A 15625-nucleotide genomic window follows, 5' to 3' on the forward strand; every position below is an offset into this window, starting at 1 on the left:
ATCGACTGGATCAGGCGAACGGGCGGTGAGCTACATGGTGACTACGGGCAGCATGCTGATGATGGGCTTCGCGGGATTCCTGGGCCTCATCAAGATCGTGCTGATGGGTCTCGCCGCCTTCGGCCTGGTCGACGCCGCGATCCACCGCGAGGACGCGTTCCGCGCCGCGGACAAGCAGACGAAGCCGTTCTGGCTGATCATCCTGGGCATCGCCCTGGTGGTCAGCTATCTGTTCTCGATCATGTCGTTCCTGCCGGTCATCGGCCTGATCGCATCGATCGTCTACATCGTGGACGTACGTCCCGCACTGCGGCAGGCCTCCGGGAAGGGTGGCGGCCGCAGGGGTGGCGGGAGCAGCAGCGACGGTCCGTACGGGCCGTACAACGGCGGCCGCTGATCGCTGATTGTCCTCAAACGCCGGACGGGCTGACTTTGTCAGCCCGTCCGGCGTTTGAGGACAATCTTCAAAAGCCGGCGGCAGCCTTGAGGGAAGGGGCGGGGAGGGGCAAAAATCAGCCCGAACCCCGGGACAGCAGCACGACGGCCACATCGTCAGTGAGCTCGCCCCCGTTGAGGGCCCGGACCTCACTCACCGCGGACTCGAGGAGTTCCTCCCCGCGCAGCCCCTCCATGAGCTGCCGCCGCACCATCTCCACCATCCCGTCCTGCCCGAGCCGCTCCTTGCCCTGCCCGATCCGCCCCTCGATGAGGCCGTCGGTGTAGAGCATCAGGCTCCAGGCGCCGCCCAGTTCGACCTGCTGGCGAGGCCAGCGGGCCTTGGGCAGCAGACCGAGCGCGGGCCCGCTGTTCTCGTACGGGAGCAGTTCGGCGAGCCGCCCCTGCCGGGCGATCAGCGGCGACGGATGCCCCGCCAGACACAGCCCCGCGCGCCGCCCGTCGGGCGAGATGTCGACCGTGCAGAGCGTCGCGAAGATCTCGTCGTCGGGCCGCTCGTGCTCAAGCACCTTCTGGAGAGTCGAGAGCAGTTCGTCCCCGCAGAGCCCCGCGAAGGTCAACGCACGCCAGGCGATGCGCAGTTCGACCCCGAGGGCCGCCGCGTCCGGACCATGACCGCATACGTCGCCGATCATGGCGTGCACCGTGCCGTCGGGGGTGCGTACGGCGTCGTAGAAGTCCCCGCCGAGCAGCGCCCGCGAACGGCCGGGACGGTAGCGCGCTGCGAACCGCAGCGAGGCCCCGTCTAGCAGCGGCGTGGGCAGCAGACCGCGCTCCAGGCGGGCGTTCTCCTGGGCGCGCAGCTTGGACTCGGTGAGCCGGCGCTGGGCGATGTCCGCGCGCTTGCGCTCGACCGCGTACCGGATGGCCCGGGTAAGCACCCGGGCGTCCAGCTCCTCGCGGAACAGGTAGTCCTGGGCGCCGATCCGCACGGCTTCCCCGCCCCGCTCGGCGTCGTCGGACGCGGTGAGCGCGAGCACGGCGTGCTTGGGGGCCAGGCGCAGGACGCGCTTCAGCGTGGTCAGCTCCGCGGCGTCGGCCGGGTCGGCCGGACCGGAACCGTTTGTGGACGACGAACCGCTGCCCGACACCGGCAGCGCCAGGTCCAGCAGGATGCAGTGCACGTCGTCGGTGAGCAGCCGCTCGGCCTCGGTGAGGTTGCGGGCGGTGCGGATGCGGATCGGCTTGCCCGCGGCGTCGAGCAGCTCGGGCACGCTCAGCGCCTGGGCCGGGTCGTCCTCGATCACGAGCAGCGTGAGGCCGGGACCGCTGTCCGGAACGGCAGTGGGTACTGGCAGCGGCTGAGCCTGACCACTCTCCACGGCCGGGATCGCTCTCTGCCGCGGTATGGGTACGGGCATCGTCCTGTTTCCTTCCCTCCCCCCGAGGGCGCGGCGGAACGACTCGGATAAACGTCGCCCCACCAGACGGGGACCTTAGCGGTACCCGACACCGGTTTGGAATGGCGATCGGCAAAGAGCCGGTGTCATATGCCGCATCCCCTACCGCAATTGGTCAGGAGAAGTCCTCACGGGTCCTCATGAGTAATGACGAACATCACGCCGCGCGGGTTGCCTGCGTGTGCCAGGTCACGTGACCTGGCACACCTTTCGGCACCTGACCTGGCACATCTTCCGGCGTCCGACCCGGCACACCCGCAGGCCGAATGCGCCTACTTGTCGGGCCGTACGACCCCCAGGATCGGCATCGACCCCGCGCCCGCGATCGTCACGTTCCGCCCCGGCCGGGGCGCGTGCACGATTGCGCCTTCGCCGATGTACATCCCGACATGGCTGGCGTCGTCGTTGTAAATGATCAGGTCGCCGGGCCGCATGTCCTTGACGGCGATCCGCTTCAGCTGCCGCCACTGCTCCTGCGAGGTCCGCGGTATGCCGCGCCCGGCCGACGCCCACGCCTGCGAGGTCAGCCCCGAGCAGTCGAAGGAACCCGGGCCCTCTGCGCCCCAGACGTACGGCTTGCCGACCTGCGCGGTCGCGTACCGGACGGCCTTCTTGCCGCGGCCGGACGCCCGCCCGTTGATCTCGTCGAGGACCCCGGAGCTCAGCCAGGCCGTCTGCTGCTTGTACTCGGCCTCCTCCTCGAGCTTGAGGAGCCGCGCGCGCTCCTCCTTCTCGAGCTTGCCCTCGAGCTTCTTGGCGGCCGAGATCTTCGCCTTGATGTCCTTCTTGGCCTTGTCCTGCTTCTTGCGGCCCGCCTCGAGCGTCTTCCAGTGGTCGGACGCGTCGGCGGCGTACGTCTTCAGGTCTTCCTGGGTCCGCTTCAGGTCGCTCAGCATGCCCTCGGTGGCGTGCGCGCCCTGGCGCAGTCGTCCCGCGCCCGTCAGGAACTGCTGCGGGTCGTCGCTGAGCAACAGCTGCGCCTCGGGCGGCAGGCCGCCGCCGCGGTACTGGGCGCGGGCCGCGGCGCCGGCGCGCGCCTTGAGGCGGTCGACCTTCTCCTGGCCCGCGACGATCGCGCGGGCCAGCTTCACGATCTCGCCGGACTGCTTGTCGGCCTTCTCCTCCGCCGCGTTGTACGCGTCGGTGGCGACGGCGGCGTCGTGGTAGAGCTTGTCGAGCTCCTTGCGGACCTCCTCAAGGGACTTGTCGTCCTTGGGAGTCGGCTTCGCGTACGCCGCCGTCGGTGTGGCCAGCACCGATCCCGCGCACACCAACGCGATGACTGCCATGGCGGAGTTTCGCTTACGGATCACGCCCATCACGCCCATGCCCCCACAACTGATGGCTCGTCAGTAACTTATGCACGCCTCGGCGGATGGTGCCATGCCTGCTCCGAATCCGACAGAGCCATACAGAAGTCTCAGACAGAACTCACAAACGAGGACTCACCCCTTGACGGCGCCAGGCGCCAACGCCTCCCACGCCACCGTGACTTCCCCCTGCCGCCACCGCGCTGCCCGGTCCACCACCGGCCAGCGGCCCGACAGATCCCGCACCGCCCTGATCCAGCGCTGCCGCGCCCCGTACGACGCATACGGTGCCGCGGCCGCCCACGCCCGGTCGAAGTCGGCGAGGAACGCGTGCACCGGCTCGCCCGGCACATTGCGGTGGATCAGCGCCTTCGGCAGCCGCTCGGCCAGGTCCGAGGGCCGCTCCAGGGAGCCGAGCCGGGTCGCGAAGGTCACCGTCCGCGGGCCCTCGGGGCCGAGCGCGACCCATACGTGGCGCCGCCCGATCTCGTCGCAGGTGCCCTCGACGAGCAGCCCGCCGGGCGCGAGACGCCCGCACAGCCGCTCCCAGACCGCCGCGACCTGCTCCTCGTCGTACTGCCGCAGCACATTGGCCGCCCGGATCAGCAGCGGCGCCCGCTCGGCCGGCACCTCGAACCCGCCGTGCCGGAAGGTCAGCCCCTCGGTCTCGTACGGCTTGGCGCCCGCGACCCGCGCCGGGTCGATCTCGATCCCGACGACCTCGACGGCGGGGGCGGCGGAACGCAGCCGGTGCAGCAGCTCCACGGCGGTCCAGGGCGCGCCCCCGTAGCCCAGATCGACGGCGAGCGGCCGGTCCGCGGAGTCCAGCGTGCGCCCGTGGGTGTGGGCGATCCAGCGGTCCATGCGGCGCAGCCGGTTGGGGTTGGTGGTCCCGCGCGTGACGGTCCCGACGGGGCGGGAGGGGGAGGGGCGGGGCATGCCTCCCAGTATCCGGCCCTTTCTGAGAGGGCCCGAATCCAGGTCCGGGTCCAGGTCCGAGAGGGCCCCAATCCAGGTCCGAGAGGGCCCCAATCCAGGGCCGCCAGGGGGTCCACCGAGGGCCGAGCGACACCGTAGAAGGTTGAGCGGACAATGGTATTGATTTGGTAAACCGGAAATGGACGCGAGCCTTCCGGTGTTTTCCGCCTTGGACGGCGAGGTACGCCCGCTCTCCGTCCTGCCCGCTCGCCACAGGAGGACCGCCACGTGAGCCAGTACGTGACCCGGCTCGGCGAACGTCTCACCAGCAGTGCCCCACCCCGTCTGCGCTTTCCGGGCAGCTTCCCGGGCAGCTTTCCCGGCGGGCACCACCGCAGGCCCCGCCGAGTGGCGATGCTCAGCGTGCACACCTCGCCGCTGCACCAGCCCGGCACGGGCGACGCGGGCGGCATGAACGTCTACATCGTCGAGCTCGCCAAGCGCCTCGCCGCGATCAACGTCGAGGTCGAGATCTTCACCCGGGCGACCACCGGCGGACTGCCCCCCAAGGTCGAGCTGGCCCCCGGAGTCCTGGTCCGGCACGTGGACGCGGGCCCCTACGAGGGCCTCGCCAAGGAGGAACTCCCCGCCCAGCTCTGCGCGTTCACGCACGGCGTGATGCAGGCGTGGGCCGGCCACCGCCCCGGCTACTACGACCTGGTCCACTCGCACTACTGGCTGAGCGGCCACGTCGGCTGGCTCGCCGCCGAGCGCTGGGGCGTACCGCTCATCCACACCATGCACACCATGGCCAAGGTCAAGAACGCCGCGCTCGCCGACGGCGACACCCCCGAGCCGGCCGCCCGCGTCATCGGCGAGACCCAGATAGTCCGGGCCGCCGACCGCCTCATCGCCAACACCGACGAGGAAGCGGACGAGCTGGTACGCCACTACGAGGCGGACCCCGGCAAGGTCGCGGTCGTCCACCCGGGCGTGAACCTCGACCGCTTCCGCCCCGCCGACGGCCGCGCGGCGGCCCGTAAGCGCCTCGGCCTCCCACAAGACGCCCTGATCCCGCTCTTCGCGGGTCGCATACAGCCCCTCAAGGCCCCGGACATCCTGCTGCGCGCCGTCGCGGTCCTGCTGGAGCGGCGCCCCGAGCTGCGCTCCCGCCTCGTCGTCCCGGTGGTCGGCGGCCCGTCGGGCAGCGGCCTCGCGAAGCCGGAGGGGCTGCAGAAGCTGGCGGCCCGCCTCGGCATCTCCGACGTCGTACGTTTCCACCCGCCCGTCGGCCAGGACGCCCTGGCTGACTGGTTCCGGGCGGCATCCGTCCTCGTGATGCCGTCCTACAGCGAGTCGTTCGGCCTGGTCGCGATCGAGGCCCAGGCGGCCGGCACGCCGGTGCTCGCGGCGGCGGTGGGCGGGCTTCCGGTGGCGGTACGCGACGGAGTCACCGGCTTCCTCGTCGACGGGCACGACCCGGCGGCGTACGCGCACATCCTGAACCGCTTCGTCGACGACGAGCACCTCACCGACCGCATGGGCCGGGCGGCCGCCCGGCACGCCCAGTCCTTCGGCTGGGACACGGCGGCCTCGGCGACGGCGGACGTCTACACCGCGGCGATGCACGAACACCGCCACCACGTACGCTCACACCATGGCTGACGAACGAAAGGTCATGGAGCAGATCATCGAGCAGGTCCTCACCGAGGCCGAGCTCGAATGGGAGATGCCCGAGCCGGGCTCGTACGTGGTCAAACTCCCCGGCACCCGCAAGCTCTCCACGACCCTCTCCCTCCGCCTGGGCAAGCACTCCCTCTCGCTGAACGCCTTCGTGATCCGCCACCCGGACGAGAACGCGGAGGGCGTCCACCGCTGGCTCCTGGAGCGCAATCTCCGTCTGTACGGCGTGAGTTACGCGATCGACTCGCTCGGCGACATCTACCTGGCCGGAAAGCTGCCCCTGTCCGCGGTGACCCCGCCGGAGATCGACCGTGTGCTCGGATCGGTCCTGGAGGAGGCGGACGGCTCCTTCAACCGCCTCCTGGAACTGGGCTTCGCGACCGCCATCCGGCGCGAGTACGCATGGCGCGTCTCGCGCGGCGAATCGACCCGCAACCTGGACGCGTTCACACACCTGACCCGGCCTCGCGGCGAGTAGGGGCGACGACTGGAGGACGCCCCGCACCGGTGGTGCGGGGCGCCGGGAGTCGGATGCGTCAGACGACGCGAACGTTGTCGGCCTGGGGCCCCTTGGGGCCCTGGGTGATCTCGAACTCCACCTTCTGGTCCTCCTCCAGCGAGCGGTAGCCGTCCGCCTGTATCGCGGAGAAGTGGACGAACACGTCCGGGCCGTCGCCGTCCTGGGCGATGAAGCCGAATCCCTTTTCGGCGTTGAACCACTTCACTGTGCCAGTTGCCATGCTGCTCCCCTTCAGAATGACGACGCCGCCAGGACGGAGTCGAAGTCGCCGCTGATCAGCGTGCATGACGCAAGGTATGGGCCCGGCCACCAGCTGCGATATGTGGAACTCGGCCACCTGAAGCCGCGCTGCGGCCGGAAATCGACGCTGCCCGAACTTCCGTGAGGCAGCCGATCGCCCCTCTCAACTGGCCTCTCCCGCAAGCTGCTTGCCGGGCGAGCGCAGCCTCTACCCAGCTCCGCGCCGCCGTGCCATGCTCACCGCCAACGCAGACCTGAACAGTGTTCACATCCATGAAAGGCGGCGTGGGTATGGAGAACCTCAGCAGACGCGGACTGCTCACCGGAGCGATGGCCGTCGCGGCGGCCGCAGCCACGTCAGGCGGCCTCGCGAAAGCCGCCCCGGGCTCCACCGCCCCGAGCTCGGCAGCCCCGGGCTCCACCGCCCCACGCCCCGAAACGGCAGAGCTCTGGCGGGAGTTCAGCCGCACCCCCTACACCCACCCCCAGATCCCGTACGTGGGCCGCGCAGGCCACAAGGGAGGCGCCCGCTTCCCCCGCCGCCCCGTCGTCGCCAACGTCCTCAAGTACGGCGCCACGCGCGACGGTTCGCAGGACTCCGCCCCCGCGATCAACGAGGCCATCGCCGCCGCGGGCCGCGCGGGCGGCGGCACGGTCCTCGTCCCGGCGGGCACGTACCGCATCGACGGGCTCATCCATCTCGCGTACAGCAACGTCGTCCTGCGCGGCGCGGGCAGCACCCGCACCACCCTGCGCGCCACCAAGAACCTGACCGAGCTGATCGGCCCCTACGGCTCCCGCTACGGCGGCGACAAGTCCAGTTGGTCCTGGGCCGGCGGTCTCATCTGGCTCTGCCCGAAGGGGCGTTGGGACTCCCTCACCAGGGCGATCGAGGCGAAGGCCTGGCCTTTCGAGGGCTGGACCGGCAACAAGCGCGACGAGTGGGACACCCTGACCGGGGTCGAGGCGGGGCGGCGCGGCGACCGCTCGGTCACCGTCACCGACCCCGCCCGCCTCACACCCGGCGACCTCGTCCTCCTGCGCCTCGCCGACGACGCGGACCACACCCTCCTCGCGCACATGGCGGGCGGCGGCCCCGGCCCCGAGGCGTACACCTGGGACGACAAGACCAAGCTGACGTCGTACGTCCCCTACGAGTGGCCCGTACGCATCACCCGCGTCGAAGGCCGCGAGGTGACACTGGAGCGGCCCCTCCCGCTGGACGTACGCCCGGAATGGGATCCGAGGCTCACCACGCACGTGGCGCCGCTCACCGGGGCCGGAGTGGAGGGCCTGACCCTCGAAGCAGTCGAGACCCCGCAGTCCCCGCACCTCCTCGACAAGGGCCACAACGGCGTCACCTTCCAGTGCGCCTACGACTGCTGGGCCGACGACATCACGGTCCGGCACGTCGACAACGGCTTCGGCCTGGTCGCCGCCTCCGCCTGCACGCTGCGCCGCACCCGCGTGGAGGGGCGCGGCTCGCACCACCCGTACTTCTGCCGCGAGGGCTCGCACGACAACCTCGTCGAGGACTTCACGATCGCTGCCCGCACGGTCCCCGCCCCGGCCGGCACGCAGCTGCACGGCATCAACGTCGAGGGCCTGTCCTCGTACAACGTCTGGTCCCGCGGCCACATGGAGATGGGCACCTTCGACACGCACCGGGGCATGCCCTTCGCCAACGTACGCACGCAGATCACGGTCACCAACGACGGCCGGCACGGCGGCGACGCGAGCGCCGGGCCGCTGTACGGAGCCCGCTTCACGCACTGGAACGTGACGGTGACGAACGAGCGCGCGGGCCTCATCAAGCTCGACGAGATCGCGCCCTACAGCGCGACGGTGGCGATCTCCACGGTCCGCGAGTTCGACCAGACCGACGTCCCCGACTTCACCGGCGCCCTCCACTCCCGCACCGAGGCATACGGCAGCCCGGGCGGAGTACGGCCCTTGAACCTGTACGAGGCTCAGCGCGGGCTCTAAGACATTTTCCCCTCCCCGCCCCTTCCCGTAAGGCTGCCGCCGGCATCACTCAGCCCGTCCGGCGTTTGAGGACACCGCCCGCAGGGCGGAAAGCTGCGCAGCATTTAGGGAAGGGGCGGGGAGGGGATGAAGTACGCGCCCTACACGGCAGCAGCGGTGGAGGTGGGAGCAGCAGCCGCCTCAGCCTGCGAAGGCTCGGGCGACGACTCCGGCGCCGGCGACTCCGCAACCTGCGCCGGAAGCCCCCGCATCAGCGCCCAGTACCCCACCGCAGCCACGGTCCCGAGCACCGCACAAGCCCCCCACAGCCACTCCGCCCCGAAGCGATCGATCACCACACCCGCCATGAGCGGCGCGGCCAGCGCCGCGACCGACCAGGACAGGGAGTACATGCCCTGGTAGCGCCCGCGTCCGTGCACCGGCGAGAGCCGGACGACGAGGCCCATCTGGGTCGGCGCGTTGATGATCTCGGCGAGCGTCCACACGCACACGGTCACCGCGAACGCCCCGATGGACCCGGCGAAGGCGGTGAGCCCGAAGCCGTACCCGGCGAGGAGGGCGGAGATGACGAGGAGCTTCTGCGGGTTGCGGTGCTCGATGAAGCGGGTGACGGGGATCTGCAGGGCGACGATCAGGACGCCGTTCACCGCGATCGCGAACCCGAAGTCGGACGGCGAGAACCCGGCCTCGCCCATCGCCACCGGCAGACCCACGTAACTCTGCGTAAAGATCAGCGAGATGAGGAAGGAGAGCCCGACGACGCCCATGAAGCGCCCGTCCCGCAGCACGGTCCCCATGCTGACCTCGGGCTCGGCCGCCTTCGCGGCCCCGTCCGGTACGACGCTCCGCACCGGCCGCGACTCCGGCAGCTTCAGGAAGACCAGCACGGCGCACGCCATGGTCAGCACGGCCTCGCCGAGGAAGCCCGCGCGGTAGCTGTACTGGGCGATGAAACCCGCGCCCATGGAGGAGAGGGCGAAGCCCAGGTTGATCGCCCAGTAGTTGAGCGCGAAGGCCCGCACCCGGTCCTCGGGCTTCACGATGTCGGCCATCATCGCCTGCACGGCGGGCCGCGAGGCATTGGCGGCCACGCCGACCACGAAGGCCACGCCGGCGATCGCGACCGGATGCACCATGAACCCGAGCACCGCGACGCTCACCGAGGTCGCGCCCTGTGCGAGGAACATCGTCGGCCGCCGCCCGAGCCGGTCCGTCATCACCCCGGCGCCCAGGGTCCCAAGGACCCCGCCGAACCCATGCAGAGCGGCCACAAGTCCCGCGTACGAGGCCGAGTAGCCCCTGTCCAGGGTCAGGTACAAAGCCATGAATGTGGCGACGAAGGCCCCGAGCCGGTTGATCAGGGTGCTGGTCCACAGCCACCAGAAATCGCGGGGCAGACCCGAGACGCTTTCTCGTGCGGCGCGTCTCATGGCGGCGACAGACATGGGAATCCCCCGGAAACAAGTGGTGTGTAAGCGGCTCAGGCGGTGATCACAAGTTACGAGTCCGAGGTCCCCGGAGGCCACTCAATTAGCGGGAACCGTCAATCGTCCGCCCACTGGCTGCGCGCGCGAGGGGGCCGGGGGTTCGATTACGCTCGTGGTCATGGCCGACGCACCGTACAAGCTGATCCTCCTCCGCCACGGCGAGAGCGAGTGGAACGCGAAGAACCTGTTCACCGGCTGGGTGGACGTCAATCTCACGGAGAAGGGCGAGAAGGAGGCGGTCCGCGGCGGTGAGCTGCTCAAGGACGCCGGCCTGCTCCCCGACGTACTGCACACCTCGCTCCAGAAGCGCGCCATCCGCACCGCGAACCTCGCGCTGACGTCCGCGGACCGCCACTGGATCCCGGTCCACCGCAGCTGGCGCCTGAACGAGCGCCACTACGGCGCCCTGCAGGGCAAGGACAAGGCGCAGACCCTCGCCGAGTTCGGCGAGGAGCAGTTCATGCTCTGGCGCCGCTCGTACGACACCCCGCCGCCGGAGCTCGCGGACGGCACCGAGTTCTCGCAGTCCGAGGACCCGCGCTACGCGACGATCCCGCCGGAGCTGCGCCCGAAGACGGAGTGCCTCAAGGACGTCGTCACGCGCATGCTGCCGTACTGGTACGACGGCATCGTCCCCGACCTCCTCGACGGCAAGACCGTCCTGGTCGCGGCCCACGGCAACTCGCTGCGCGCCCTGGTCAAGCACCTCGACGGCGTCTCCGACGAGGACATCGCGGGCCTGAACATCCCGACGGGCATCCCGCTCGCGTACGAGCTGGACGAGAACTTCAAGCCGGTCAAGCCGGGCGGCACGTACCTCGACCCGGAGGCCGCGAAGGCCGCGATCGAGGCCGTGAAGAACCAGGGCAAGAAGAAGTAGTTCTTGCGATCAGGCCCCTGATCTGCGCGTTAAGCGCAGATCAGGGGCCTTCGCGTTTCCTGGGCCGGCTGTGGGCCGTCAGTCCGTCAGATAGCCGCCGCCGAGCCTGCGGCCGAGGCCCTCGTTGTTCGGGTTGTACGTCGGCGGGGGCGAGGGCGGCCTGGGGAGGCGGTCCGCGTCGGCGAGGTAGGCCGTGAGCGCCGGGGCGCCGAGTACCTCTGGTCCGGGGAGCTCGCCGAGTTGGTCCTGCACGATGCGGAGCAGACTTTCCCCGGGTTCGGGCCCGTCGCCCCAGTCGCCGTCGCCCCAGGTGTCGCAGACCTCTTGCATGAGGTCGGCCAGCAGGTGCGGCCCCGGGCCCCGTTGGGTGGCGTGCGGGGCCATGGGCTCGAAGGAGCTCAGTTCCACCCCGTCCCTGGCGTGGTGGAACAGCGTCATTCCACGGGCGGTCGGGCCGAGCACCACGGTCTCGGAGCCCTCGGACAGGCGGGACAGCACCGGATCCCGGCCGCCCTCGATCCCGATGTACTCGAGCGAGTACCCCCAACTGCCGTTCTGCCCGAACCTGATGACTGTGCCGTCCGCTTCGTCGGGCTCCACCTGCATCATGTCGTCCAGGGACAGCACCCGGGCCCGCGCGGGATCCATCCCGTAAGCACGCATGACCGCTTCCGCGTTCTTGCCCCGGCTGAACGTCAGGCAGAACCCCAGGTCGCTGAACTCGTGCAGCCAGGTGTGCAGTTGGGATGCCATGTCGGCAGTCATCGAACTCTCCGCCCTCTCTACCGGGTGACGACGACTTGATACCACTCGCCGTCGAGGACGCGTTGCCGCGTGACCCATCGTCCGAGGACCCGGCCGACCTCCTCGTCCTCGCCTCTGTCCGCGCAGCACAGAGCTCGCCCCCGTTTCTTGAGTTGTCCCCGCCCGAAGGCGGAGTCGATCATCAATAGGTCGGCTCGGCAGGCTAGTTGATCAAGGTCGGGGCGAGGCCGCATCCTGACCGCGCCATGTCACTTCTCCATCAACTCCCCACAGGGCCGCACAGCCAGGTCACAGGGAGACCACCCGTCGGCCTGATCCGAGCCCCCGTGCGCCGTTGATGCGCCCGACCCAGTGGGCATGAACTGGGCACAGGCAACAGCGCCTTCGAGGAGGGTCCCCATGGCCGACACCCCGACGACCGACGCCCAGCAGGAAGGCCGCCCGGTCGAAGTGGCCGAGCGCAAGCCCCTGCCCCTGCTCGGCGCGTGCGGCTGCGGTTCCGGCTGCGGCTGCGGCTGCCAGTCCGGAGCGCCGTGCCAGTGCGGCGGCTGAGCTAGCGGCGCAGGACGCGCAGGACACGTAGGACATACGCCGGCGGGGCCCGACCGCACCGAAGCGGTCGGGCCCCGCCGACATGACGTACAGAGAAAGAGACGCAGCAGACGCAGCGGCTACGCGCCCTCGGCCGCCTGCGCCGTCGCCTCCGCCAGCTCGTCCGCGTGCTCACCCGTCACCAGGTAGACCACACGCTTGGCCACCGACACCGCGTGGTCCGCGAACCGCTCGTAGTAGCGGCCCAGCAGCGTCACGTCGACGGCCGTCTCGATGCCGTGCTTCCAGCGGTCGTCCATCAGGTGCTGGAACAGCGTGCGGTGCAGCAGGTCCATCTCGTCGTCGTCCTGCTCCAGCTGCATCGCCAGGTCGATGTCCTTGGTGATGACGACCTCGGCGGCCTTCGCCATCAGGCGCTGCGCGAGCTGGCCCATCTCCAGGATCGTGGCGTGCAGGTCGTGCGGCACCGCCGTGGCCGGGAAGCGCAGCCGGGCCAGCTTGGCCACGTGCTGGGCCAGGTCGCCCGAGCGCTCCAGGTCGGCGCTCATCCGCAGCGAGGTGACCACGATCCGCAGATCCGTGGCGACCGGCTGCTGGCGGGCGAGCAGTGCTATGGCGCGCGCCTCCAGGTCGTGCTGCAGATCGTCGACCTTCTGATCGGCGGCGATCACGCTCTCGGCGAGCTTCAGGTCCGCGTCGAGCATGGCCGTGGTGGCGCGCCCGATCGCCGACCCGACGAGACGGGCCATCTCGACAAGGCCTTCGCCGATCGAATCAAGTTCCTCGTGGTACGCGTCCCGCATGGAAGTCCCTCTCGTGATGACGTGCCGGGGGCTTGCCGATAACCCTTCGGCCCCCTTTAGTACGTACGTGCCGGGGCTCTGACCCCACGCTCCCACGGTGCGGCCGGAACGCGACCGGAACCGGCACCCCATGTGAATCACCCCTGTCACCAAGGTGAACTCTGGGCGACGCGCCCCGACCCCCGCACGCCCCGCACAACCCCCACCCCAGCCCATCCCGGGACAGCCGCGCCACCCAAATGAACCAATCGGGTACCACCAGTGAACTCTCGGCGACGAGTGTTCGAGATGACAGCCTCACCGGTGTGGCCGGGGCTTACGGGGTGCATAACCTGGAGGCATGGACGTGAACGCGGCGGTCGCCGCAGCGGCTGCGATCGCCGGAGTGTGCACCGGTGTCATCGCCATGCTGGCGTTCCGCTGGAGCGAGCGCGACCAGAAACGCCCCACCCGGACCTCCCTGCACACCGACGCCGTACTCCCGCCGGGCGTGGACACGGTGCTCTCCGTGCTGCGCTCCTCCGCGGTGGTCCTGGACGAGGCCGATGCCGTCGTCAAGGCCAGCTCGGCGGCGTACGCACTCGGTCTCGTACGCGGCGGGAAGCTGGCGGTCGAACCGATGCTGCAGATGGCCCGCGACACCCGCCGCGACGGCGAGATACGCCAGGTCGAGCTCGACCTGCCGCGCCGCGGCACCGGCCGGGGCGAGGCCCTCGCGGTGTCCGCCCGGGTGGCGCCCCTCGGCTCCCGCCTGGTCCTCCTCCTGGTCGAGGACCTCACCGAGGCCCGCCGCATCGAGGCCGTACGCCGGGACTTCGTGGCCAATGTGAGCCACGAGCTGAAGACCCCGGTGGGCGCCCTCAGCCTTCTCTCCGAGGCCGTGATGGACGCCTCCGACGACCCCGAGGCCGTCGAGCGCTTCGCGGGCCGGATGCAGATAGAGGCGACCCGCCTGACCAACCTGGTCCAGGAGCTCATCGACCTCTCCCGGGTGCAGAACGACGACCCGCTGGAGGACGCCGAGCCCGTCCGCGTGGACGAGCTGGTCGCCGAGGCCGTCGACCGCTGCCGCCACCAGGCCGGCACCAAGCAGATCACCATGGCCGCCGGGGGCACCGCCGACCTGCGGATCTGGGGCAACCGAGGCCAGCTCGCCGCCGCCCTCGGCAACCTCGTCGAGAACGCCGTGAACTACAGCCCGGCCCGTACGCGCGTGGGGATAGCCGCGCGACGGGTCAACGCCCCCGGCGGCGACCTGATCGAGATAGCCGTCACCGACCAGGGCCTCGGCATCTCCGACAAGGACAAGGAGCGCATCTTCGAGCGCTTCTACCGCGTCGACCCGGCGCGCTCGCGAGCCACCGGAGGCACCGGCCTCGGACTCGCCATCGTCAAGCACGTGGCGGCCTCGCACGGCGGGGAAGTCACTGTCTGGAGCTCCGAGGGACAGGGCTCCACCTTCACCTTGCGGCTGCCGGAAGCGGGCGCAGTCCGCGACCGTACGCCACTCAGCCCCGAAGGAACGGGTGCCCTCGACGAAGAGGACCACGACCGGCCTTACGACACCCCGCCCCGCTCGGCCCGCGAGACCCGCGAGCCGATCCCTGCCCCGGAGGTCCTTCCGTGACCCGAGTGCTAGTCGTCGAGGACGAGGAATCCTTCTCCGACGCCCTTTCCTACATGCTCCGCAAGGAGGGCTTCGAGGTCGCCATCGCGGCCACCGGCCCCGACGGCCTGGACGAGTTCGAGCGCAACGGCGCCGACCTCGTGCTGCTCGACCTGATGCTGCCGGGCCTGCCCGGCACCGAGGTCTGCCGCCAGCTGCGCGGCCGCTCCAACGTCCCCGTCATCATGGTGACGGCCAAGGACAGCGAGATCGACAAGGTCGTCGGGCTGGAAATAGGAGCCGACGACTACGTCACCAAGCCCTTCTCCTCCCGTGAGCTGGTGGCCCGCATCCGCGCGGTCCTGCGCCGCCGCGGCGAGCCCGAGGAGGTCACCCCGGCCGCCCTGGAGGCGGGCCCGGTCCGGATGGACGTGGACCGCCACGTCGTCACGGTCTCCGGCTCCAAGGTCGACCTGCCGCTCAAGGAGTTCGACCTCCTGGAGATGCTGCTGCGCAACGCGGGCCGCGTACTGACCCGCATGCAGCTGATCGACCGGGTCTGGGGCGCGGACTACGTCGGCGACACCAAGACCCTGGACGTCCACGTGAAGCGCCTGCGCGCAAAGATCGAGCCGGACCCGGGCGCCCCGAGGTACCTGGTGACGGTCCGCGGTCTGGGCTACAAGTTCGAGCCGTAAACCGCGGGCCGGACTGGTCGACGTCGACGGGGCGGGGAGCCATGGTGGTTCGCCGCCCCGCGCGGCTGCCCGACTGCTGTCGTGGGCACGCACGGGGTCGACGGACGGAGTCCGGCGCAGCGCTCCGAAGCCCGCGCAGCGGTGCGAGGGGTGCGTCGAAAAGGGGTCCCTGGACGTCCACGTCAAGCGCCTGCGCGCAAAGATCGAGCCGGACCCGGGCGCCCCGAGGTACCTGGTGACGGTGCGCGGTCTGGGCTACAAGTTCGAGCCGTAAACCGCGGGCCGGCCGGCTGACTGAGCAGGCATGACGAAGGGCGGGCA

Annotated in this window: 15 protein-coding genes and 1 pseudogene; 9 read left to right on the forward strand and 7 right to left on the reverse strand. The window is 70.3% G+C overall.

Going from position 1 to position 15625, the window contains the following annotated elements:
* The first annotated feature begins 52 nt into the window (after nt 1–52).
* Nucleotides 53–397, forward strand: coding sequence for a DUF2516 family protein (locus OG430_RS27055; protein ID WP_327359234.1), 345 nt, complete (start codon nt 53–55; stop codon nt 395–397).
* Nucleotides 398–512: 115 nt separating this feature from the next.
* Here the strand turns inward: OG430_RS27055 and OG430_RS27060 are convergent, their stop codons facing one another.
* The 3 genes from OG430_RS27060 to OG430_RS27070 all read right to left on the reverse strand — a co-directional run bounded on the left by OG430_RS27060 (nt 513) and on the right by OG430_RS27070 (nt 4105).
* Complete coding sequence (locus OG430_RS27060) at nt 513–1817, reverse strand: PP2C family protein-serine/threonine phosphatase (RefSeq protein WP_327355196.1); 1305 nt, start codon at nt 1815–1817, stop codon at nt 513–515.
* 311 nt (nt 1818–2128) lie between these two features.
* Nucleotides 2129–3175, reverse strand: coding sequence for a C40 family peptidase (locus tag OG430_RS27065; protein WP_327359235.1), 1047 nt, complete (start codon nt 3173–3175; stop codon nt 2129–2131).
* A gap of 126 nt (nt 3176–3301) precedes the next feature.
* The gene (locus tag OG430_RS27070; RefSeq protein ID WP_327355197.1) at nt 3302–4105 is read right to left on the reverse strand and encodes a class I SAM-dependent methyltransferase; all 804 of its coding nucleotides are present in this window, start codon (nt 4103–4105) and stop codon (nt 3302–3304) included.
* 267 nt (nt 4106–4372) lie between these two features.
* Between OG430_RS27070 and mshA the strand changes: the two genes are divergently transcribed.
* Together mshA and OG430_RS27080 are read left to right on the forward strand one after the other, a co-directional pair.
* Nucleotides 4373–5749, forward strand: a complete 1377-nt coding sequence (gene mshA, locus OG430_RS27075) for a D-inositol-3-phosphate glycosyltransferase (RefSeq protein ID WP_327355198.1) — start codon at nt 4373–4375, stop codon at nt 5747–5749.
* A complete protein-coding gene (locus OG430_RS27080) occupies nt 5742–6245 on the forward strand; it encodes a YbjN domain-containing protein (protein WP_327355199.1) in 504 nt (167 codons plus the stop codon). The genes mshA and OG430_RS27080 overlap by 8 nt, the downstream gene beginning before the upstream one ends.
* 58 nt (nt 6246–6303) lie before the next feature.
* On the opposite strand, the gene OG430_RS27085 is transcribed toward OG430_RS27080, so the two are convergent.
* On the reverse strand, nt 6304–6507 hold the full coding sequence (locus OG430_RS27085; protein ID WP_327355200.1) for a cold-shock protein: 204 nt from the start codon (nt 6505–6507) through the stop codon (nt 6304–6306).
* Between the two features lie 311 nt (nt 6508–6818).
* Between OG430_RS27085 and OG430_RS27090 the strand changes: the two genes are divergently transcribed.
* Nucleotides 6819–8513 carry a glycosyl hydrolase family 28-related protein gene (locus OG430_RS27090; protein ID WP_327355201.1) on the forward strand — a complete coding sequence of 565 codons (1695 nt, stop codon included), beginning with the start codon at nt 6819–6821 and terminating at the stop codon, nt 8511–8513.
* Between the two features lie 140 nt (nt 8514–8653).
* Here the strand turns inward: OG430_RS27090 and OG430_RS27095 are convergent, their stop codons facing one another.
* Nucleotides 8654–9958, reverse strand: a complete 1305-nt coding sequence (locus OG430_RS27095) for an MDR family MFS transporter (RefSeq protein WP_327355202.1) — start codon at nt 9956–9958, stop codon at nt 8654–8656.
* A 160-nt stretch (nt 9959–10118) separates the two neighbouring features.
* On the opposite strand from OG430_RS27095, the gene OG430_RS27100 reads away from it, so the two are divergent.
* Nucleotides 10119–10880, forward strand: coding sequence for a phosphoglyceromutase (locus OG430_RS27100; protein WP_327355203.1), 762 nt, complete (start codon nt 10119–10121; stop codon nt 10878–10880).
* 78 nt (nt 10881–10958) lie between these two features.
* Here OG430_RS27100 and OG430_RS27105 read toward each other — a convergent pair whose 3' ends face one another.
* Nucleotides 10959–11645: a DUF6461 domain-containing protein gene (locus tag OG430_RS27105; protein ID WP_327355204.1), complete on the reverse strand. Its 687-nt coding sequence runs from the start codon at nt 11643–11645 to the stop codon at nt 10959–10961.
* Between the two features lie 399 nt (nt 11646–12044).
* On the opposite strand from OG430_RS27105, the gene OG430_RS27110 reads away from it, so the two are divergent.
* Nucleotides 12045–12197 carry a hypothetical protein gene (locus OG430_RS27110; protein WP_327355205.1) on the forward strand — a complete coding sequence of 51 codons (153 nt, stop codon included), beginning with the start codon at nt 12045–12047 and terminating at the stop codon, nt 12195–12197.
* Nucleotides 12198–12316: 119 nt separating this feature from the next.
* Here the strand turns inward: OG430_RS27110 and phoU are convergent, their stop codons facing one another.
* A complete protein-coding gene (gene phoU / locus OG430_RS27115; protein WP_327355206.1) occupies nt 12317–13000 on the reverse strand; it encodes a phosphate signaling complex protein PhoU in 684 nt (227 codons plus the stop codon).
* 340 nt (nt 13001–13340) lie between these two features.
* Between phoU and OG430_RS27120 the strand changes: the two genes are divergently transcribed.
* The 3 genes and pseudogenes from OG430_RS27120 to OG430_RS27130 form a co-directional block, all read left to right on the forward strand.
* Entirely contained in the window at nt 13341–14627 is a 1287-nt protein-coding gene (locus OG430_RS27120) for a sensor histidine kinase (protein ID WP_327355207.1), read from the forward strand.
* Complete coding sequence (locus OG430_RS27125; RefSeq protein ID WP_007382946.1) at nt 14624–15304, forward strand: response regulator transcription factor; 681 nt, start codon at nt 14624–14626, stop codon at nt 15302–15304. Before OG430_RS27120 ends, OG430_RS27125 begins: the two co-directional genes overlap by 4 nt.
* Before the next feature lie 166 nt (nt 15305–15470).
* Nucleotides 15471–15578: pseudogene (locus OG430_RS27130) on the forward strand (winged helix-turn-helix domain-containing protein); the annotation flags it as partial.
* Nucleotides 15579–15625: the final 47 nt, after the last annotated feature.

This window comes from Streptomyces sp. NBC_01304 (assembly GCF_035975855.1).
GTDB lineage: Bacteria > Actinomycetota > Actinomycetes > Streptomycetales > Streptomycetaceae > Streptomyces.